Here is an 18,386-nt window from a genome sequence, read left to right on the forward strand (position 1 = left end):
GCATGATGGCCAGGGTCCCGATGATGCCGCCGGGCCGGTCCCGCCCGCCGAAGAACAGGGCGAAATTGGCCAGCGCCGCAATGGCGCCGGCGATGGTCGCCGTCACGGTCATGACCAGGGTGTCGCGGTTCTTCACATGGGCCAGTTCGTGGGCCATGACGCCGCGGATCTCCGCCCGGTTCAGCATGCGCAGCAGGCCGGTGGTGGCGGCCACCGCCGCGTTGTCCGGATTGCGGCCCGTGGCGAAGGCGTTGGGCTGGTCGTTGGGGATGATGACGATGTTGGGCAGGGGCAGGCCGGCCGCCGTCGCCATGGCCTTGGTGTCCGCCACATAACTTCGCACCACCGGGTCCGGATGGCTCTCGTCCACCGGCTGGGCCCGGTACATCTTCAGCACGATCTTGTCGGCGTTCCAGTAGCTGACGAAGTTGAGCGCCACCGCGAACACCAGGGCGATCAGCATGCCCGTGGCGCCGCCGATCAGATAGCCGACCCCCACGAACAGGGCGGTCATGGCGGCCAGCAGCATGAAGGTCTTGACGTGGTTCATGGTTTTCCGTGCGAATGATCGGGCGGGCTTTGTGGCCGCCCCTGTTGCATACTATGTGGAGCGGGACCGTCCCCGCCTCAAGAGCGCCCGCCCGTGACCGATCAGCCCGCCGATCAAATCCCTGTCCCGCTGAACCCGGACCTGCCGGAGGCGGCCCAGGACAAGCCCCTCAGCCCCGCCGCGCGCCGCGCGCTTCAGGAGGCCGCCGCCCGCCGCGCCGCCGCGCCGCCGCTGGACCTGCCGCCCGAACAGGGCGGACCGCGCGGGGCCGAGCCCACGCGCTATGGCGACTGGGAGAAAAAAGGCCTGGCGGTGGATTTCTGATGAAACGCTGGGCCTTCACCGACGAAGAACTCCGCCTGACCCGCATCCGGGTCAAGAGCCTGGCCGCCCGCGCGTCGCAGGCTCTGGTGGTGGGCGCCATCGCCGTGGCCCCGCTGGCCCTGACCCTGTGGGTGCTGTGGCTGGTGCTGCAGGTGGCCGCCTTCGTGGGCGGGCTGATGACCGGACCGTTCACCGCCACCCTGCTGCTGATCGTGCCGGGGCTGGAAGGCTTCCTGCTGCATCCGGTGACCTCCACCGTCCTGAACATCGTGGTGGCGCTGGGGGCCCTGATCGTGATCGGGCTGATGGCCAAGGGCGTCATCGGGCGGGTCGTGGGCCAGATGGTGGAGGACTTCATCACCCGCATCCCGGTGGGCAGCGTGGTCTATGGCTCGGCGCGTCAGCTGATCTCCAGCTTCCAGTCCCCCACCGAGGGCGCCCAGAAGGTGGTGCTGATCGAGTTCCCCTCGCCGGAGATGCGCACGGTGGGGCTGGTCACCCAGCGCTTCCGCGCCTCCGACACCGGCGAGGAGCTGGCGGCGGTCTATGTGCCCACCACGCCGAACCCCACCTCGGGCTATGTGGAGATCGTGCCGGTGGACCGGCTGGTCTGGCTGGACTGGACCCTGAACGAGGCCATCCAGTTCATCGTCTCGGCCGGGGTGATCGCGCCCGAAGCGGTCAAGTACCGCACCACCGGCCATCCCGACGACGGGGACTCGCCCCCGCCGATCATCCCCGACCGGCCCTGATCAGGTCCGCACGAACTCGAGGAACAGGGGCGGTGTGTCGCCCAGCTGCTTTTGCTCATAGCGGGTGGTGACATGGTCGGCGGGGGCGGTGCGCCAGTCGTCAGCGCCCTCGGCCGTCCACTCAAGCCCCTCGGTCCGCAGGAACCGCTCGTGGGCCCAGGCGGCGTAGTCCTTCCAGTCGGTGACGAAGCGCAGGCGGCCGCCCGGCTTCAGCACCCGCGCGATCTCGGCCGCCGTCTCGTCCTGGATCAGGCGGCGCTTGTTGTGCCGCGCCTTGGGCCAGGGGTCCGGGAACAGGATCATGACCCGGTCCAGACTGGCGTCCGGCAGGGCCTCCATCACCGCCCGCGCGTCGCCGGCGTGCAGGCGCACGTTCTTCAGCCCCATCTCCTCCACATGACGCAGGGCCGAGCCCACGCCGTTCAGGAAGGGCTCACAGCCGATCATCAGGGCGTGGGGATGCCGCCGCGCCTGCTGCGCCAGATGCTCGCCGCCGCCGAAGCCGATCTCGATCCAGACCTCGGTCGCCCCGGGCATCAGCGCCTGCGGATCGATCGGGCCCGCCTCGGGATCGGGCAGGGCGATGGTCGGCAGCAGGGTGTCGAACAGGGCCGCCTGACGCGGCTTGAGCGTGCGCGAGCGGATGCGCCCGAACGAGCGCATGGGGCCCCAGTCGGGGGCGTCGCCGGTCTTGTCGTCAGGCTCGCTCATCAGTCCCGCAGCAGTTCGTTGACGCCGGTCTTGGCGCGGGTCTGGGCGTCCACGCGCTTGACGATGACGGCGCAGTACAGGGACGGCCCGCCGTTCGGGTCCGGCAGGGCGCCGGGCACCACCACGCTGTAAGCCGGCACCTCGCCCCGGAACACCTCGCCGGTGGCCCGGTCCACGATCTTGGTGGAGGCCGACAGATAGACGCCCATGGCCAGCACCGCACCCTTGCGCACGATGACGCCCTCGGCCACCTCGGCGCGGGCGCCGATGAAACAGCCGTCCTCGATGATGGTGGGGTTGGCCTGCAGCGGCTCCAGCACCCCGCCGATGCCAGCCCCGCCGGACAGGTGGACGTTCCTGCCGATCTGGGCGCACGAACCGACCGTGGCCCAGGCGTCCACCATGGCGCCCTCGTCCACATAGGCGCCGATGTTCACGAAGGAGGGCATCAGCACCACATTGCGGCCGATGAAGGCGCCCTGACGCACGAAGCTGCCCGGCACGGCGCGGAAGCCCGCGGCGCGGAACTGTTCGGCGTGCCAGCTGCCGAACTTGTTGGGCACCTTGTCCCACCAGGGCCCGTGCCCGGCGTGGGGCGAGCCGAAGCCCTTGCCCGCCGTGGACATGACCGTGTTGTCGTTCAGGCGGAAGGACAGCAGCACCGCCTTCTTCAGCCACTGGTGCGTGGTCCAGACGCCGTCCGCGCCGCGCGAGGCCACCCGGGCCTGACCGGAGTCCAGCAGGTCCAGCGCCTCCATCACCGCGTCGCGCGCCTCGCCCGTGCTCGACGGCGACAGATCGGCCCGGGCCTCCCAGGCGGCTTCGATCACGGATTCCAGCGGATGGGTCATGCGGCGTCTTTCAGGGCAAGGCGGTTCAGGAACGGCGGCAGGGTTTCGGTCCGGTGATCCACGAAGGCGGCGGTGGAGGCCGGGGCGTGGGCCCCCACCAGCACCGTGGTCATGCCGATGTCGGCGGCGGGCTTCAGGTTCTTCTCGGTGTCCTCGAAGAAGGCGGCGCGGCGGGGATCGACCCCGTGCCGCTCGATCATGCGGGTGAAGGCGCGTGGGTCCGGCTTGGGGATCAGGTCCGAGGCCTCGATGTGGAACACGTCATCGAACAGGTCGGCGATGTTCAGGGCGTCCAGCACCCGTTCTGCATGGGCGGCCGCGCCGTTGGTGAAGATCAGCCGCCGCCCGGGCAGGCGCGACAGGCCATCCCGCAGCACCGGGTCCGGCGTCAGGCAGTCCAGCTCGACCCGGTGCACCTCGTCCAGAAAGGCGCGGGGGTCCACCCGGTGGTTCAGCATCAGGCCGCTGAGCGACGTGCCGTGGTCGCGCAGATATTTCAGCTGCAGCTGGCGCGCCTCGGCCGGGCCCATGCCCACGGTGCGCACGAAGAAGGCGTTGATGCGGTCCTGCACCCGCCCCATCAGGCCGCATTCGGCCGGATAAAGGGTGTTGTCCATGTCGAACACCCAGTGCTCGACGTGATCGAGGGACGGGCTCACGCCTTCACCAGAGTTCCGGCGCCGTGCTCGGTGAACAGCTCCACCAGCATGGCGTGGCTGCGCCGCCCGTCGAGGATGACCACCGCCTCGACCCCGGCCTTCACCGCCGCCATGGCGGTCTCCAGCTTGGGGATCATGCCGCCGGTGGCGACGCCGTCGGCGATCAGCTGTTCCGCCTGGGCCACCGTCATCTGGCGGATCACCTGGCCGTTCTGGTCCAGCACGCCCTTCACATCGGTCAGGAGCAGCATGCGTTTGGCCTGAAGCGAGCCGGCCACCGCGCCCGCCACCGTGTCGGCGTTGACGTTGTAGGTCTTGCCGTCTTCCGCCACCCCGATGGGGGCGATCACCGGCACCCAGTCCTCGGACTCCGAGGCGATCAGGCCGCGGATCAGCTTGGGGTCCACATGGGTGGGTTCACCCACGAAGCCGAGGTCCACCTCATGCTCGATCATGCTGTCGGGGTCCCGGCGGGTGCGGCGGGTCTTCTCCACCGTCAGCAGGCCGGCGTCCTTGCCCGACAGGCCCACCCCGCGCACGTCGGCCTGTTTCCCGGCTTCGGTGATCCAGTTGGCGATCTCCTTGTTGACCGCCCCCGACAGGACCATTTCGGCAATCTGCATGGTGGCCGCGTCAGTCACGCGCAGGCCGTCCACGAACTCGGACTTGACCCCGGCCCGGTCCAGCATGGCGCTGATCTGCGGGCCGCCGCCGTGGACCACCACGGGGTTCACGCCCATCAGCTTCAGCAGCACCACATCGGCGGCGAACTGCTTGGCCACGGCCTCGTCGCCCATGGCGTGGCCGCCGTATTTGATGACCACCGTCTGGCGGTCATAGACCTGGATGTAGGGCAGCGCCTCGGCCAGGGTCCTGGCGGTGGCCCAGCTGCGGTCTTCGGACTGCCGCTCGTCTTCGGTGATGGGAACCTGGTTCATCGCCCCGGCGCGATAGCGGACATGGGCGGCCCTGTCACCCTATCCTTCTCCCGTTGGGAGAAGGGGGCCCCGCGCACGAAGGCGCGCCGCGACTTCGTGCGCGGGGGTGGAGGAAGGAGCGGCGAAGCCGATCCGACGACGGGGCCGGCAGGCCAGACGACGCCCCCGGCCCCCACCCTGCGCGCGAGGCACGGACGCTCACGCACCCGTGCGCGCAGCCCTCTCCCACCGGGAGAGGGACGGGCTCATTCCGCCGCCAGGGCCTGCGGGTTCGGGGACTCGTCGGCCAGCTTGCTCAGGTCCGAGTCGGTCTTCGACTCCTCCTTCAGGGTCTCGTCGAGCAGACGCACGGCGTCGGGCAGCTCCAGCAGTTCGGCCCAGCGCTTGAGGGTGCCGTAGCGGGCGATCTCGTAGTGCTCCACCGCCTGGGCGGCCGAGATCAGACCGGCGTCCAGAGCGGGCGTGTCCTTGTAATCCTCGAGGATCTCCTCGCCCTCGGCGATGAGGCCCTCGATGGCTTCGCAGGTCTTGCCCATGGCGCGCTTGCCGATGATGTCGAACACTTGCTGCAGACGCTCGATCTGGCCCTCGGTCTCCTCGAGATGCTTCTCGAAGGCGGCCTTCAGCGCAGGAGATTGCGCGCCGCGGGCCATTTTCGGCAGGGCCTTGGCGATCTTTCGCTCGGCATAATAGATGTCCTTGAGGGTGTCGTAGAACAGGTTATCGAGGGTCTTCTCGGTCATGGCCTTTTCCCTTCCATTGGAGTGACGGCTGACAACCGGGCGGCCCCGCCAAAGTTCCCCGGCATCCGGAACCGATCACGAACACGGCCTGTTCACAGAGGCATGGATGGGAACCGCACAGAACCAGCACCTGGGACGCTGGACGCCGAAGTGGCCCGGCAACTGCTGGAGCGCGGCTTCTACGTGTTCGAGACGCCGCGACCCGGGGCCGAGCCGAAACCCGATCCCGGACCGACGCCCGCGCCGGTTCAGCCGCCCCCCGCCTCCGCCAGAATCCCGTAGGATTTCACCCGCGCGGCGTGGTCGAAGATCTGGCTTGTGACCATCAGCTCGTCCGGCTTGTGGCGCTCGATGAAGGCGTTCAACTGCGCCTTCACCGTCTCGGGCGAGCCCACCGCCGAGCACGACAGGGCCTGATCGATCATGGACCGCGCGCCCGCGTCCAGCGCCTCGGCATAGCCCGGGCGCGGCGGCGGAAGCTTGCCCGCCTTGCCGGTGCGCAGATTGACGAAGGCCTGCTGCACCGAGGTGAACAGGTCCTTTGCCTCCTCGTCGGTGTCGGCGGCGAAGGCGTTGTAGCCCAGCATCACCCAGGGCTCGGACAGGCGCTTGGACGGCTGGAAGCTCGAGCGATAGATGGCCAGCGCCCGCTCCAGTTCCGCCGGGGCGAAATGGCTGGCGAAGGCGTAGGGCAGGCCCAGATGGGCGGCCAGCTGCGCCCCGTAGGTGGACGAGCCCAGCATCCAGACCTGGACCTCCTGGCCCTCGCCCGGCGTGGCGCGGATGCGCTGGCCCTCCTCCGCCGGTTCGAACCAGCTCATCAGCTCCATCACGTCGCGGGGGAAGTCGTCGACCCCGCCCTCCAGCGTCCGGCGCAGGGCCCGCGACGTGGCCTGATCCGTGCCAGGCGCACGGCCCAGGCCCAGGTCGATGCGGCCCGGGTGCAGCGCCGCCAGGGTGCCGAACTGCTCGGCGATCACATAGGGGGCATGGTTGGGCAGCATGATGCCCCCGGCGCCGACACGAATGGTGCTGGTCCCCGCCGCCACATGGCCGATGACCACGGCGGTGGCCGCGCTGGCGATGCCCGGCATGTTGTGGTGCTCGGCCAGCCAGTAGCGATGATAGCCCAGCCGCTCGGCGTGGCGGGCCAGATCCAGGGTATTGGCGAGGGACTGTGAGACGTCGGACCCTTCGGGCACCGGCGACAGATCGAGTACGGAAAGTCTGGGCATCACGCCCATATGGGGTGGCCTCACGGCGGGCCAAGGCCGGCTTGCCTCGACCCCCGGCCTGCGCCACTCACAAATGATGACTGGGGGCGGAGAATGATCGGATTGGCGATACTGGTGGCGCTCCTGTTCGGAGGCGCCGCAATCCTTGAAGTTCGGTCAGGCCGACACGCGGATGCCCTGGGCTGGATCGTCAGCGGCCTGTTGCTGGCGTTGGTCATGATCGCTGCTGATCAGGGCGCGTCCGGCTGGATGCTGTCTCTCGCGCTCCTGTCTGCCCTCGCCATCAGCCTGACGCTCGGATGGCGTTCCGTCCTGCGTCGGTGGCGCGGCGGCTAGCACCTTCGCTTAGAGCACCACCCCGGTCGTGCGCATGATCTCGGCGCGCAGTTCGGGGATGCCGTGGCCCTTCTCCGCCGAGGTCACGGCCACGAAGGGATAGGCGGCGGGGCGCTTGGAGACGGCCTTCAGGGTCTTCTCCCCCATGGCCTCGGCCTCGCCCTTCTTCAGCTTGTCGGCCTTGGTCAGGACGATCTGATAGCTGACCGCGGCCTCGTCCAGCGCGTCCAGCGCCTCGTCGTCCACCTTCTTCAGCCCGTGGCGGCTGTCGATCAGCAGATAGACCCGCTTAAGCGTCACCCGGCCGCGCAGATAGTCCCGGCCCAGGTTCTGGAACCGCTTCACCTCGCCCCTGGACGCCTTGGCCCAGCCATAGCCGGGCAGGTCCACCAGACGCATCTTGCCGTCCAGATCGAAGAAGTTCACCTCGCGCGTCCGCCCCGGCTCATTGGAGGCGCGGGCCAGCTTGTGCATGCCCACCAGCCCGTTGATCAGGCTGGACTTGCCCACGTTCGAGCGACCGGCGAAGGCCACCTCGGGCAGGTCCGGCTCGGGCAGCTGCTCGATCTTGGCGCAGCCCATGATGAAGGTGGCCGGGCGGGCGAACAGCACCCGCGCCGCCTCGACCTCCTCATCGGTGAACATGTCCGTCATGGCGTCGCTCCGCTCATCCCGGCGAAAGCCGGGATCACGACGCCTTCTTCCGGATGTACCGGTCGATGAAGGTGTCGATCGGGTTCTCGGCCTTGAAGCGGTGCATGATCACGTACTGCTGCAGGATCGACAGGATGTTGTTCCACGCCCAGTAGATCAGCAGGCCGGCCGCGAACGGGGCCATGATGAAGGTGAACACGAACGGCATGAAGGCGAAGATCTTGCGCTGAACCGGGTCCGGCGGCGGCGGATTCATGGACATCTGCAGCCACATGGTCAGGCCGTAGACGATGGCCAGCACGCTGAGGGACAGGGTGAACCCGCCCATGCCGGTGTTGGACACGCCGATCAGGCCGCCGATGAGCGGGACCGAGGCGGGATCCCACGGGATCAGGCCGAACAGGTTCCAGACGTTCGTGGGGTCGCGGGCGGAGAGGTCCTGGATCCAGCCGAAGAAGGGCGCGTGCCGCATCTCGATGGTCACGAACAGCACCTTGTACAGGGCGTAGAACACCGGGATCTGCAGCAGGATCGGCAGACAGCCGGCCAGCGGATTGATCTTCTCGCGCTGGTACAGCGCCATCATTTCCTGCTGCTGCTTCTGCGGGTCCGATCCGTGCGTCTTCTTGATCTCCTCCATCTTGGGCGCGAGCATCTTCATCTTGGAGAGGCTCTCGTAGCTCTTGTTGGCCAGGGGGAAGAGCAGCAGCTTGATGACCACGGTCAGCAGCAGGATGGCGACGCCGAAATTGCCCACCAGGCCATAGAAGAACTCCACGGTCATGAAGATCGGCCGGGTCAGGAACCAGAACATGCCCCAGTCGATGGCCTGGTCGAAACGCGGGATGCCCAGGCTGTTCTCATAGCCGCGCAGGATCTCGGCCCGCTTGGCGCCGGCGAACAGGCGCTGGGTCTCGGTGATCTGGCGGCCCGGATTGATGACCCGGGCGGCGCCCAGGATGTTGGCCTCGTGAATGTTGATCTCGCCGACCCGGCGCACCCGCAGCTCGGCGTCGATGGCCTCGGTCTGGTCGGGCAGCAGGGCCGCCAGCCAGTATTTGTCGGTGATGCCCAGCCAGCCGCCGGTGGATTCATAGGCGATGCGCGGCTCGTCCTCCCAGTCGCGGTATTTCTCCAGCCGCAGCCGGTCGCCCAGAACCCCGATGGCGCCCTCGTGCAGGATGAACTGGCGGCCCAGGTCGTCCGGCACCCCGTGCCGCTGCACCGAACCGTAGGGCGCCAGGGTGATGGCCTGCGCCCCAAGATTGGCCACGGTGTCGGTCAGGGTGAAGACGTACTGCTCGTCCACCTCGATGCGGCGGGTGAAGCGCAGGCCCTGGCCGTTGTCGTAGGTCAGGGTGACCGGCGCGCCGGGCGCCAGGGTCGAGCCCTCGGTCAGGGTCCACTCGGTGTTGGGGCCGGGCACGCCCGGCACGTTCTGGCCCAGCCAGCCGAACTGGGCGAAATAGGCGTGCTCGGTCCCCTGCGGGCGGAACAGCTCCACCGGATCGTCCCCGTCCAGGGTCTCGCGGTAGTTGGTCAGGAACAGATCGTCGATGCGCGCGCCCTGCAGCGACAGGGAGCCGGCCATGGTGGGGGTGCTGATCGGCACGCGCGGGCCGGTGGCCAGGGCCGTGCGGCGGTCGGTGAACACCGCCGTCTCGGGCCGGAAGGCCGTGGCGGGCCCGTCGGCCGCCGCCTCGGTGGCCGCCGGCTGCGCCGCGCGCTGGCGCTCGGTGGACGGCTGCAGCACGAAGACCTGATAAAGAAGCAGGATCGCCACGGTGCACACGATGAACAGGATCGTGTTGCGGGTGCTCTCATTCTGCATGGGTCAGCGGTCCTGGCCAGAAGGGTCGCGGGGCGGCGTTGAAGAAGCGTCGGAGATCGACGGAGCGTCCGGGGGCGCGGGCGCCGGGCCGGAACTGGGCGCGAGCCTTATCAGCGCGCTTTTCACATCGTCAAGCAATCGGTCCCAGGGCCGGTCGGGCGTGCCCTGACGGGCCACCAGCACATAGTCGTATCCGGGATGGGCGTGGAGGGGCAAAAGCGCCCGCGCGGCCTCGCGCAGGCGGCGCTTGGCGCGGTTGCGGATCACGGCCCCGCCGACCTTGCGGGTGGCGGTGAAGCCCACGCGGACCACCGGTTCGCCGTCGCCCCGGTCCAGGGCCTGGACCACCACGGCGCCGGAGGCCTTTGAAACGCCCTTCGCGGCCGCCAGAAACTGGGGCCGCGAAGTCAGGCGTTCGATTTTGAACATGGTTCCGTCCTGCGCCCGAAGGCGCATTGGGCGCTTACGCCGTCAGGCGCTTGCGGCCCTTGGCGCGGCGGCGCGCAACGATCTTCTGACCGTTCTTGGTGGCCATCCGCGAACGGAAGCCGTGACGGCGCTTGCGCACGAGTCGGGACGGCTGATAGGTCCGCTTCACGATAAGGCTCCGGCAATCAGGGTTGTGCGGCGAGCAAGGATGTCCGCTGCAGGAAGGGCGGGCGTATAAGTCGGGGCGGCCCGGGAGTCAACGGCGAACGGGCCTTCCGTGCGTCCACAGGAGAATAAGACAGCCCATGGGCGAACGCACGGTCAGGCACTGGATCGTCCGGCTGGCGCCCCTTCTGGGGGTGGTCGCCCTCGCGGCCCTGATCCTGGCCATGGGCTGGAACCGGTATCTGTCGCTGGACACCCTCAAGGATCACGGCGAGGCGCTGCACGCCTTTGTGGCGGACCATTATCTGCTGACCCTGCTGGGCCTGACCCTGCTGTTCGCCCTGCTGACCGCCAGCGTCATTCCGGGCGTGGTCTTCGTCACCGTGGCCGCGGGCTATCTGTATGGCACCTGGGTGGGCGGCGTGGCCACAACCCTGGGCGCGACCCTGGGCGCGCTGATCGTCTACGGGGCGGGCCGTTCGGCGCTGGGAGAGGCCCTGCGGGCGCGGGCGGCGGCCCGGCCCGGCCTGATACAGCGCATCTGCAAGGGCGTGGATCGCGACACCTTCCGCTATGTGCTGGTGTCGCGGCTGATCGTGACGGTGCCGTTCCACCTGATCAATGTGGCCGCCGGCATCGTTTCGGCCCCTCTCAGACCCTACGCCCTGGCCACCTTCCTCGGCCTGCTGCCCGCCCATTTCATCTATTGCTGGATCGGAGCCGGACTGAACGACATTCTGTCCGTCAATGAGGATCCTGACCTTCGCGCCCTGTTCAACGAGTTCCTATGGCCCCTGATGGGAGTCGCCTTCCTGGCCCTGGTGCTGCCGCTGATCATGCGGCGGCTGGGCGCGCGCGACCCGGAGACCGCGGCGTGATGCGCTCGCGCCTGCCCGGACTGCGCGGGCCCGACGGCCTGTCGGCGCGCCTGCTGCTGCTGACCGGGGTGTTCACCCTGGCGGTGGTGGTGCTGATCCTGGCGCCCAGCGCGGCCTCGTTCCACGAGCGCTGGCTGCTGGACCGCATCCGCGCCGCCGAACTGGCGTCCGTGGGCGTCGAGGCCCTGCCCTATTCGCTGGTGGAGGACGACACCGCCCGCCAGCTGCTGCAGATCAGCGGGGTCCAGGCCGTGGCGGTGCAGGAGGAAGGGGTGCGCCGCCTGCTGCTCCAGGCCCCGGCCCTGCCCCGCACGCCCGAACTGATCGATCTGCGCCAGTCCGACCCCGGGGCGCGCCTGACCGATCCGTGGCGCACCCTGGCGGGCCATCCGGAACGTTCGGTGCGGGTCATGGCGCGGCCGCGCTATCGCTCCGGCGACTTCATCGAGGTGGTGGCGCCCGCAGAGCCCCTGAAGGACGATCTGCGCGCCTATCTGGTCAACAGCCTGCTGCTGTCTCTGGTGGTGGCCGGCGCGGCCGGGGGCCTGCTCTACGCCGCCCTGGCCTTCCTGGTGCTCAGCCCCATGCGGCGGGTGACCATCTCCATCGAACGCTTCCGCGCCGATCCCGAGGCCGCCTCCGAACCGCCGCAGGGCCGCCGGGACGAGATCGGCCGGGTCGAGGACGAACTGGCCCGAATGCAGGAGGAGGTGCGTCAGGCCTTGCGCTCCCGCGCCCGTCTGGCCGCCCTGGGCGAGGCGGTGGCGCGCATCAATCACGACCTGCGCAACATGCTGACCTCGGCCCAGATGGCCTCGGACCGCCTGGCCGGCAGCCCCGACCCGCAGGTGGCCAAGGCCTTGCCCCGGCTGGAGCGGGCGCTGGACCGCGCCGCTGCGCTGGCCACCCACGTGCTGGACTACGGCAAGACCGCCGAGCCCGAGCCGGAGCGTCAGGATCTGGTCCTCAAGACCGCCGTGGCGGCGGCGGCGGAGGACGCGGGGCTGGAGCCGCGCGGGGTGCGGCTGGTGCGCCGCATTCCCGCCGGCGCAACCATTCACGCGGACCCGGACCAGCTGCACCGCATCCTGGTCAATCTGATGCGCAACGCCCGCCACGCCATCCAGAGCGCGCGCGGCGAGGACGCCCGGGGCAAGGTGACGGTGGAGGCGGTGACGGCGGACGACACGGTGATCCTCACCATCGCCGACGACGGCCCCGGCATTCCCCCCCGCGTGGTGGAGCGGCTGTTCCAGCCCTTCGTGGCGGGCTCGGCGGGCGGCACCGGCCTGGGCCTGGCCATCGCCCGCGAACTGGCCGCCAACCACGGCGGCGAGCTGACCCTGGCCTCCTCCGGGCCGGAGGGGACCGCCTTCCGGCTGGTGATCCCGAAGGGCTAGGGGCGTGTCGTCATAAAATCCCCGATGCCGCGGGTCCGCCTGCAGGAATCGCGGAAACTGCGGGCGGGCGGCGCTGGCAGGAAATCCGCTCCCCGCCCTCGACTCCCGGTCAGCGGGTGGCCCCTGTCAGGACACCCGCCTCCCTAGTCGGGAAGCGTCCGCGCAACACGAAGGCCCGTCCAGTTCTCCCTGCTGTTCGGCCAGCCATAGGAGCGCTGGGCGGAACGCAGGGAGTCCGGACCACTGTTCCAGGCGCCGCCCCGGACGACACGGTCGGGACAGTCATCGCTCGTGCGGGCCGAGCCGTCGGCGGGCGCGTCTTCATAGCTGGCGGAATAGCAATCCTCGACCAGCTCCCACACATTGCCATGCATGTCATGAAGGCCGAAGGCGTTGGGGCGCTTGCGGCCGACGGGATGCGTGTTGCCGTAGGGGCGGAAGCGGTCGCGGCTGTACCAGGCGTGGTCATCCAGCTGGCTGTCATCATCGCCAAAGCTGTAATCGGTGTCCGCACCGGCCCTTGCGGCGTATTCCCATTCCGCCTCGCTCAGCAGGCGGTAGCGGTCCGCACGGTCCGTGAGGCCCGTCCTGTGGTTCAGCCAGTCCACATAGGCCTGCGCATCATGCCATGAGACGCATGTCACCGGATGATCGCCTGACTGCTCGAACCCGGGGGCCAGCCAGTTCGTTCCGGGCATTGCGCGCACTTGACCGCTGAACCACCTCAGGCAGACCTCGTCCGGACTCCAGCCGGTCTCTTCCGCGAAGGCGCTGAACTCATCCACGCTCACTTCGTAGCGGCCGACGGCCAGGCGATATCCGATCTGAACCATGCGCTGGGGGCCTTCATCACCAAGTCCCCTGTGCTCCGATTCCGGCGAGCCCATTGTGAAACGCCCCGCGGGCAGAACCACCATCTCCGGACCCTGGCCAGGCCCGGATGTGAACGGGTCGCGGAACACCTCGCCTGTTCGGTTCTGCGCCCTGGCGGCCGTATCGGCCAGGGCGAGCGCGCCAAGGGCGCACACGAGGGCGGTCCACGGCTTCAGCCCTGCTGGTAATCGGATGGCGATCGCCATGGCGTTCAATATCCCTAAACATTCCCCGTGATCAGGGGGATCGCCCCGGTGGGGCGGCTTGATCGACCGATGGTATGCCTTTCGACCGAAAACCGAAGTCGAAAATCGACGATCGGCGGACTTGTCAGATGCCGTCAGCCCGTCGCAACTTCACCAGACTTGGGGGACTCGCTAGACATCCTTCAGATTAAGGTTCGGGGCGTAGGATGCGGCAACGGGGATTGATGGGGCTCATTGCCCTGATGCTCGCGAGCATGGCCGGTATGGCGCAGGCCCAGTCGCAAAGCGCCTACGTTCGCGGCGCGCTGGACCGGCTGGACGCCGTGGCGGATGGCGTGTCTTACAGCTCCAACCTGAGCTTTGACCTCAGTCGCGTTACGGCGGGTCAGCATTTCCGGCGGTCCACTGTACCCGCTACGGGCGCCGCCGTGCGGGTGACTGCGGCCTGCGACACCGATTGCAGTCGCCTGCAGCTCCGCGTGGTCGATTTCCAGAACCGCCAGGTCGCCTATGAACAGCCCCACACGGGGGCCAGCACGCTGCTCTTCTATCCGCAGGCGGGTCAGACCTACTGGATCTATGCGCAGCCGTTGGATTGCAGCGAGGCCTACTGCTGGGTCGTCGTCGGGGTCTGGCAATAATCATGAGGACATGAGCTGGGTCTGCGCCTCCGAAATCCCGCATTTCCGGACGCCAGACCCCCGCGCCGCAAGGGTTTGCGCCTGCCGTACCCGGTATTTCGTCCCCGGCCCTTCCCCATCCCCTAGACTGGTCCCCGCGCGCGGACGCGGCCTGCTTTCGGCGGTCACGATCAGGGAGGGGATTTCAGACCATTCGGACAATTCGCACCCTGTTTTTTTCGGGCCCGGAGTCCGAAATCCGGGCGACGGCGTTGCACTCCCCTTGCACTGTTTTTTCGGGTCCGCCGTCTCACCCGGCGCGCGATTTCAGACAATTCGGACAATTCGCACCCTGTTTTTCAGGGTCCGGAGTCCGAAATCAGAGTCGGCCTAGCGGCTCAGCACCACGCCCTCGCGGCGGGGGTCGGCCCCGGCGTCCCAGCGGCCGTCCCGCCACAGCACCCCGTGCAGGCCCGAGTTCTCCGAGGCGTTGGGGCGCAGCGCGATGCCCGCCGCCGCCAGCTCGGCCCGCAGTTCGGGGCTGAACAGCTCCGTGTCCGCGCCGAAGCCGTCGCCCCGCGCCACCAGATTGGGCAGGTCGATGGCCTCCTGCATGGACAGGTCCCAGGCCAGGGTCCCGATCAGGGCCTTGGCCACATAGGCCAGGATGGAGGTCCCGCCGGGCGAGCCCACCGCGCCCACGAAACGGCCCTCGCGGTCGAGGATGATCACCGGGCTCATGGACGAGCGCGGACGCTTGCCCGGGGCCACCGCATTGGCCACGGGACGCCCCGCCGCATCGGCGGGCGAGAAGGAGAAGTCGGTCAGTTGATTGTTGAGGAAGAACCCCGCCGCCATGCGGCCCGAGCCGAAGAGGCTCTCCACCGTGGTGGTCATGCTGACCGCGTTCCCGTCGGCGTCCACCACCACGAAGTGGGAGGTGCCGGACGGCTCGGCGGTGGCGTCGGCGGCGCGGGGCTGGAAGCCCGGCGGCAGGCCCGGCTCGGCAGCCCCGTCAAGGGTCGCCGTCAGGGCCGCGCGCCGGGCCACATAGGCGGGGTCCAGCAGGCCGGCGACGGGAACCTCCACGAAGTCCGCGTCGCCCACATAGCGGTCGCGGTCGGCGTACATCAGGCTCTGAAGCCGGGCGAAGGCGGTCCAGGCCTCCGCGTCGGCGGGGCCTCCGTCCACGGCCGGGACATGCTCGGCCATGGCCAGCAGCTGCAGCACCGCCAGCCCGCTGGACGGCGGCGGCGGCACGCACACCACATACACCCGCCATTCCCGGCACACCGCCTCGCGCGCCACGGGGGTGTAAGCCGCCAGATCCTCGAGGCTCAGGGCGCCGGGCCGCTCGCCCGCCCGCACCGTCTCGATGATCTCGGCGGCGATGGGCCCGCTGTACAGGGCGTCCGGCCCGTCCTCGGCGAGGGCGCGCACCGTGGCGGCGTAGGCGGGGTTGCGCAGGGTGTCGCCCGCCTCCAGCCGTTCCCCGTCCGCGCCGCTGAAATAGGCCCGCGCCCAGGCGGTCGAGGCCTGGGGCGCCGAGGAGGCGATCATGCCTGCCAGCCGGGGGCTGACGGTGAAGCCGTCCTCGGCCAGCCGCGCCGCATCGCCGAACAGCCCGGACCAGTCCAGCCGCCCATGCCGCTCGTGGGCCATGGCCAGCATGGCCACCGCGCCCGGCGCCCCGGTGGACCGCCCGCTCAGCACCGCCTCTCGGAAGCCCAGCGGCTCGCCGTCCTCAAAGAACAGTTCCGGCGTCGCCGCCGACGGCGCCGTCTCGCGCCCGTCGAAGGCCGTCACCGCCCCGGTGGCGGCGTCGTAGTGCATCAGGAAGGCCCCGCCCCCCAGACCCGAACTCTGCGGCTCCACCAGCCCCAGCACCGCCTGGACGGCCACGGCGGCGTCCACCGCCGACCCGCCCCGCCGCAGCACCGCCATGCCCGCCTCCGCCGCCAGCGGATTGGCGGCGCTGACGATGGGCCCGCGCGCGCCTTGCGAAGGGACCTGCGCCGCGACCGGCGCAGGCTCGGCCGAAATGCGCATCGGCGCGGCGCAGCCCGCCAGGATCAGGGCCGTGGACAGGACCGGCGCCAGCAGGCGCGCCGCACGGCGACGAAGAGAAGGAGACAGGGTCATATCCATCCCCTAAGGCGGAACGCCCCGGCTGAAAACCGCGCGCGCGGTTTCCTGCCGATTCCGCGCAAATGCGGCTTGCATCGTCGCCCCGACGCGGCTAGGTGTCCGGCCCTTCGCGGTTCCACCGCCATGCGCGCCCGTAGCTCAGCTGGATAGAGCACCAGACTACGAATCTGGGGGTCAGGAGTTCGAATCTCTTCGGGCGCGCCATTTCCTGTCCGATGTCACGACGCCCACGGGCCGCCGAGCGATTGGCCTCGCTGGACAGGGCCATCGTCGATTTCGAACAGACGCGCGCAGGGCTGAGGTGTCTGGCCCGGGCCCGTGCGTCAAGAGACACAAGGACCCTGCCGATCATCGCCGCCTTCCAGGGGGAGGTGGCTGAGATCAGGCCCCGTTGTGCCGTCCGAACACCGTGGCCTGGCCCCTGCGATCGATGAGGAGGGTGACGTAGGGCTCGCGTCCCGCCGCCTCCATGCCTGGCGATCCGGCGGGCATGCCGGGTGCGGCGAGCGCCACGGCCTGCGGTTGTTCACGCAGCAGACGGGCGACATCGGCAGCCGGAACATGGCCCTCGATGGCATAGGCCCCGGCCACGGCGGTGTGGCATCCGGCATAGCGGTCCGGCACCCCATGGCGGGCGCGGATCGGGGCGAGATCCTCAAGCTCGACCAATTCGACGGTCCAGCCCGCGCCGCGCATGTGGGTCACCCAACCGTCGCAGCATCCGCACCACGGGGTCTTGTAGGCGGTCATGCGACGGTCCTGCGCCATCGCCGGGCCGGTTGAGGCGAGAGCGACAGCGGCTCCCAGCAGCAGGCGTCGGTTCAGCCGGCCCATCATCAGTGGACCATGAAACGAACGACGCCCGTCATCTCATGACCGTCCGCGCCTTCGGCGGTCCAGTTCAGGACATAGTTGCCGGGAGTCAGGGGCGGCAGGTCAGCGGACACGCGGGTGGTTGCCGCGGCGGAGGCGACAGGGACGGCAACGGCGGCCTGCCCCTCGGCGGTCACGGTGACGGCCTTTAGAGTCATCGCGTGGGGGAAAGTCGCCGTGAACCAGTCGGGCGAGCCATCCGTCATGTCGCCGTCGGCCGGGCTGGTGACGACCTCGTGTGGGGCGTGATCGGCGGAGGGGGCCTCGGCGTCATGGCCTGCGTGCGCGTCCTGGCCTTCCATGGCGCAGCAGCAGCAGACGGCTGTGGCCTGGGCGAAGGTGGGCGCGACCAAGGCCAGGGTCATGGCGACGGCGGGCATAATCTTGCGCATGGACAACTCTCCTAGAACCAGGCCTTCAGGCCGATGACGAAACGGGTGTGTTCGGGTTCGCCGCCGAGCGCGCGGGTCAGGTCGGCGGTGCCGCCAAGTTCGCGGCTCCACTCCACACCGACATAGGGGGCGAATTCCCTGGCGATCTCATAGCGCAGGCGAAGGCCCGCCTCGACATGGGTCAGGCCCGATCCCAGCCTCAGTTCGGGGATGTCGGTCGCCGAGGCTTCGACCTCGACGCGCGGTTGCAGGATCAGGCGCTGGGTGATGCGCTGGTCGTATTCGGCCTCGACCCGTGCGGTCAGGTCGCCTTCGGTGGACAGGAAGGCTGCGGCGTCCACTTCCCACCAGTAAGGGGCGAGCCCCTGCACGCCCAACACCAGATGGGTCGGGTCTTCCCCGTCACGACGGAAGTCCTGGCGCAAGCCTGCCTGCACGTCCCAAAACGGCGAGATCGCACGGCTGTAGAGGGCCTGGATCTCGCCCTCGACCTCCCCATCGAAGGCGCTTCCCCCCTCGGACTTCCACCAGAAGCGGTTGATGTCGCCGCCGGTCCAGCCGCTCACATCCCAAAGCCAACTCTCTTCGCCGTCGCCGAAACCGGCCTCCAGCCGGTCGATGATGACGGCGGTCGCGCGCACGTCGCCATTCTCGCGGCGCAGGATTTCGCGAGGCCCTGTCATTTGCCCGGCGCCCCAGACCGCATCGGCGGCATGGCTCGGTCCGGACAGGGCGCCGGGCGGCGGAGGCGGCTGTCGAGGACGACCGGGATCGTCGGCGCTGGTCGGCACGTCGGGCGGCCCCATGGCGCCTATGTC

Annotated in this window: 22 protein-coding genes and 1 tRNA gene; 7 read left to right on the plus strand and 16 right to left on the minus strand. The window is 69.3% G+C overall.

Going from position 1 to position 18,386, the window contains the following annotated elements:
- On the minus strand, nt 1–550 hold a 550-nt coding region (locus C0461_RS08940), incomplete at its 3' end, for a M48 family metalloprotease (protein ID WP_292105923.1).
- A 93-nt stretch (nt 551–643) separates the two neighbouring features.
- Between C0461_RS08940 and C0461_RS08945 the strand changes: the two genes are divergently transcribed.
- Complete coding sequence (locus C0461_RS08945; RefSeq protein WP_292105925.1) at nt 644–874, plus strand: DUF1674 domain-containing protein; 231 nt, start codon at nt 644–646, stop codon at nt 872–874.
- Nucleotides 874–1,626: a DUF502 domain-containing protein gene (locus tag C0461_RS08950; RefSeq protein ID WP_292105926.1), complete on the plus strand. Its 753-nt coding sequence runs from the start codon at nt 874–876 to the stop codon at nt 1,624–1,626. Before C0461_RS08945 ends, C0461_RS08950 begins: the two co-directional genes overlap by 1 nt.
- On the opposite strand, the gene trmB is transcribed toward C0461_RS08950, so the two are convergent.
- The 6 genes from trmB to C0461_RS08980 form a co-directional block, all read right to left on the minus strand.
- Nucleotides 1,627–2,337, minus strand: a complete 711-nt coding sequence (trmB, locus tag C0461_RS08955) for a tRNA (guanosine(46)-N7)-methyltransferase TrmB (RefSeq protein WP_292105929.1) — start codon at nt 2,335–2,337, stop codon at nt 1,627–1,629.
- Nucleotides 2,337–3,188, minus strand: a complete 852-nt coding sequence (dapD, locus tag C0461_RS08960) for a 2,3,4,5-tetrahydropyridine-2,6-dicarboxylate N-succinyltransferase (protein ID WP_292105931.1) — start codon at nt 3,186–3,188, stop codon at nt 2,337–2,339. The genes trmB and dapD overlap by 1 nt, the downstream gene beginning before the upstream one ends.
- On the minus strand, nt 3,185–3,847 hold the full coding sequence (locus C0461_RS08965; RefSeq protein WP_292105933.1) for a pyrimidine 5'-nucleotidase: 663 nt from the start codon (nt 3,845–3,847) through the stop codon (nt 3,185–3,187). Before C0461_RS08965 ends, dapD begins: the two co-directional genes overlap by 4 nt.
- Nucleotides 3,844–4,785, minus strand: a complete 942-nt coding sequence (gene argB / locus C0461_RS08970; protein WP_292105934.1) for an acetylglutamate kinase — start codon at nt 4,783–4,785, stop codon at nt 3,844–3,846. Before argB ends, C0461_RS08965 begins: the two co-directional genes overlap by 4 nt.
- A 245-nt stretch (nt 4,786–5,030) precedes the next feature.
- Complete coding sequence (locus C0461_RS08975; RefSeq protein ID WP_292105937.1) at nt 5,031–5,528, minus strand: ferritin-like domain-containing protein; 498 nt, start codon at nt 5,526–5,528, stop codon at nt 5,031–5,033.
- A 248-nt stretch (nt 5,529–5,776) separates the two neighbouring features.
- Complete coding sequence (locus C0461_RS08980; RefSeq protein WP_292105939.1) at nt 5,777–6,763, minus strand: LLM class flavin-dependent oxidoreductase; 987 nt, start codon at nt 6,761–6,763, stop codon at nt 5,777–5,779.
- Nucleotides 6,764–6,856: 93 nt separating this feature from the next.
- Between C0461_RS08980 and C0461_RS08985 the strand changes: the two genes are divergently transcribed.
- Nucleotides 6,857–7,099, plus strand: coding sequence for a hypothetical protein (locus C0461_RS08985; protein ID WP_292105940.1), 243 nt, complete (start codon nt 6,857–6,859; stop codon nt 7,097–7,099).
- A gap of 9 nt (nt 7,100–7,108) precedes the next feature.
- On the opposite strand, the gene yihA is transcribed toward C0461_RS08985, so the two are convergent.
- The 4 genes from yihA to rpmH are packed head-to-tail and all read right to left on the minus strand — an operon-like array spanning nt 7,109 to nt 10,182.
- The gene (gene yihA / locus C0461_RS08990; RefSeq protein WP_292105942.1) at nt 7,109–7,753 is read right to left on the minus strand and encodes a ribosome biogenesis GTP-binding protein YihA/YsxC; all 645 of its coding nucleotides are present in this window, start codon (nt 7,751–7,753) and stop codon (nt 7,109–7,111) included.
- A gap of 34 nt (nt 7,754–7,787) precedes the next feature.
- A complete protein-coding gene (yidC, locus tag C0461_RS08995) occupies nt 7,788–9,584 on the minus strand; it encodes a membrane protein insertase YidC (protein ID WP_292105945.1) in 1,797 nt (598 codons plus the stop codon).
- 3 nt (nt 9,585–9,587) lie between these two features.
- Nucleotides 9,588–10,013, minus strand: a complete 426-nt coding sequence (locus C0461_RS09000) for a ribonuclease P protein component (RefSeq protein ID WP_292105947.1) — start codon at nt 10,011–10,013, stop codon at nt 9,588–9,590.
- A 34-nt stretch (nt 10,014–10,047) separates the two neighbouring features.
- A complete protein-coding gene (gene rpmH / locus C0461_RS09005) occupies nt 10,048–10,182 on the minus strand; it encodes a 50S ribosomal protein L34 (protein ID WP_003164000.1) in 135 nt (44 codons plus the stop codon).
- Nucleotides 10,183–10,318: 136 nt separating this feature from the next.
- Between rpmH and C0461_RS09010 the strand changes: the two genes are divergently transcribed.
- Nucleotides 10,319–11,056 (plus strand): VTT domain-containing protein, encoded by a 738-nt coding sequence (locus C0461_RS09010; protein WP_292105948.1) that lies wholly within the window; start codon nt 10,319–10,321, stop codon nt 11,054–11,056.
- Entirely contained in the window at nt 11,056–12,456 is a 1,401-nt protein-coding gene (locus C0461_RS09015) for a HAMP domain-containing sensor histidine kinase (RefSeq protein WP_292105964.1), read from the plus strand. Before C0461_RS09010 ends, C0461_RS09015 begins: the two co-directional genes overlap by 1 nt.
- Nucleotides 12,457–12,599: 143 nt before the next feature.
- On the opposite strand, the gene C0461_RS09020 is transcribed toward C0461_RS09015, so the two are convergent.
- A complete protein-coding gene (locus C0461_RS09020; RefSeq protein ID WP_292105951.1) occupies nt 12,600–13,535 on the minus strand; it encodes a formylglycine-generating enzyme family protein in 936 nt (311 codons plus the stop codon).
- 224 nt (nt 13,536–13,759) lie between these two features.
- Here C0461_RS09020 and C0461_RS09025 point away from each other — a divergent pair, with 224 nt between their 5' ends.
- Nucleotides 13,760–14,176, plus strand: coding sequence for a hypothetical protein (locus tag C0461_RS09025; protein WP_292105954.1), 417 nt, complete (start codon nt 13,760–13,762; stop codon nt 14,174–14,176).
- Between the two features lie 369 nt (nt 14,177–14,545).
- On the opposite strand, the gene C0461_RS09030 is transcribed toward C0461_RS09025, so the two are convergent.
- Complete coding sequence (locus tag C0461_RS09030) at nt 14,546–16,297, minus strand: gamma-glutamyltransferase family protein (RefSeq protein ID WP_292105956.1); 1,752 nt, start codon at nt 16,295–16,297, stop codon at nt 14,546–14,548.
- A 133-nt stretch (nt 16,298–16,430) separates the two neighbouring features.
- On the opposite strand from C0461_RS09030, the gene C0461_RS09035 reads away from it, so the two are divergent.
- Nucleotides 16,431–16,507: transfer RNA gene (locus C0461_RS09035), tRNA-Arg, on the plus strand.
- A 177-nt stretch (nt 16,508–16,684) separates the two neighbouring features.
- On the opposite strand, the gene C0461_RS09040 is transcribed toward C0461_RS09035, so the two are convergent.
- The 3 genes from C0461_RS09040 to C0461_RS09050 form a co-directional block, all read right to left on the minus strand.
- Complete coding sequence (locus C0461_RS09040; protein WP_292105958.1) at nt 16,685–17,053, minus strand: DUF411 domain-containing protein; 369 nt, start codon at nt 17,051–17,053, stop codon at nt 16,685–16,687.
- Between the two features lie 86 nt (nt 17,054–17,139).
- A complete protein-coding gene (locus tag C0461_RS09045; protein WP_292105959.1) occupies nt 17,140–17,568 on the minus strand; it encodes a copper resistance CopC family protein in 429 nt (142 codons plus the stop codon).
- An 11-nt stretch (nt 17,569–17,579) separates the two neighbouring features.
- The coding region (locus C0461_RS09050) for a copper resistance protein B (protein WP_292105961.1) at nt 17,580–18,386 on the minus strand (807 nt) is incomplete at its 5' end.

It is taken from the genome of Brevundimonas sp. (genome assembly GCF_013823285.1).
Taxonomy (GTDB): Bacteria; Pseudomonadota; Alphaproteobacteria; order Caulobacterales; family Caulobacteraceae; genus Brevundimonas.

Bases quoted from the DNA above. Each gene is read 5' to 3' on its own strand.
- C0461_RS08950 (WP_292105926.1), top strand. From the start codon at position 874: ATGAAACGCTGGGCCTTCACCGACGAAGAACTCCGCCTGACCCGCATC.
- trmB (WP_292105929.1), bottom strand. From the start codon at position 2,337: ATGAGCGAGCCTGACGACAAGACCGGCGACGCCCCCGACTGGGGCCCC.
- dapD (WP_292105931.1), bottom strand. From the start codon at position 3,188: ATGACCCATCCGCTGGAATCCGTGATCGAAGCCGCCTGGGAGGCCCGG.
- argB (WP_292105934.1), bottom strand. From the start codon at position 4,785: ATGAACCAGGTTCCCATCACCGAAGACGAGCGGCAGTCCGAAGACCGC.
- C0461_RS08975 (WP_292105937.1), bottom strand. From the start codon at position 5,528: ATGACCGAGAAGACCCTCGATAACCTGTTCTACGACACCCTCAAGGAC.
- C0461_RS08980 (WP_292105939.1), bottom strand. From the start codon at position 6,763: ATGCCCAGACTTTCCGTACTCGATCTGTCGCCGGTGCCCGAAGGGTCC.
- C0461_RS08985 (WP_292105940.1), top strand. From the start codon at position 6,857: ATGATCGGATTGGCGATACTGGTGGCGCTCCTGTTCGGAGGCGCCGCA.
- yihA (WP_292105942.1), bottom strand. From the start codon at position 7,753: ATGACGGACATGTTCACCGATGAGGAGGTCGAGGCGGCGCGGGTGCTG.
- yidC (WP_292105945.1), bottom strand. From the start codon at position 9,584: ATGCAGAATGAGAGCACCCGCAACACGATCCTGTTCATCGTGTGCACC.
- C0461_RS09000 (WP_292105947.1), bottom strand. From the start codon at position 10,013: ATGTTCAAAATCGAACGCCTGACTTCGCGGCCCCAGTTTCTGGCGGCC.
- C0461_RS09010 (WP_292105948.1), top strand. From the start codon at position 10,319: ATGGGCGAACGCACGGTCAGGCACTGGATCGTCCGGCTGGCGCCCCTT.
- C0461_RS09015 (WP_292105964.1), top strand. From the start codon at position 11,056: ATGCGCTCGCGCCTGCCCGGACTGCGCGGGCCCGACGGCCTGTCGGCG.
- C0461_RS09020 (WP_292105951.1), bottom strand. From the start codon at position 13,535: ATGGCGATCGCCATCCGATTACCAGCAGGGCTGAAGCCGTGGACCGCC.
- C0461_RS09025 (WP_292105954.1), top strand. From the start codon at position 13,760: ATGGGGCTCATTGCCCTGATGCTCGCGAGCATGGCCGGTATGGCGCAG.
- C0461_RS09030 (WP_292105956.1), bottom strand. From the start codon at position 16,297: ATGACCCTGTCTCCTTCTCTTCGTCGCCGTGCGGCGCGCCTGCTGGCG.
- C0461_RS09040 (WP_292105958.1), bottom strand. From the start codon at position 17,053: ATGACCGCCTACAAGACCCCGTGGTGCGGATGCTGCGACGGTTGGGTG.
- C0461_RS09045 (WP_292105959.1), bottom strand. From the start codon at position 17,568: ATGCGCAAGATTATGCCCGCCGTCGCCATGACCCTGGCCTTGGTCGCG.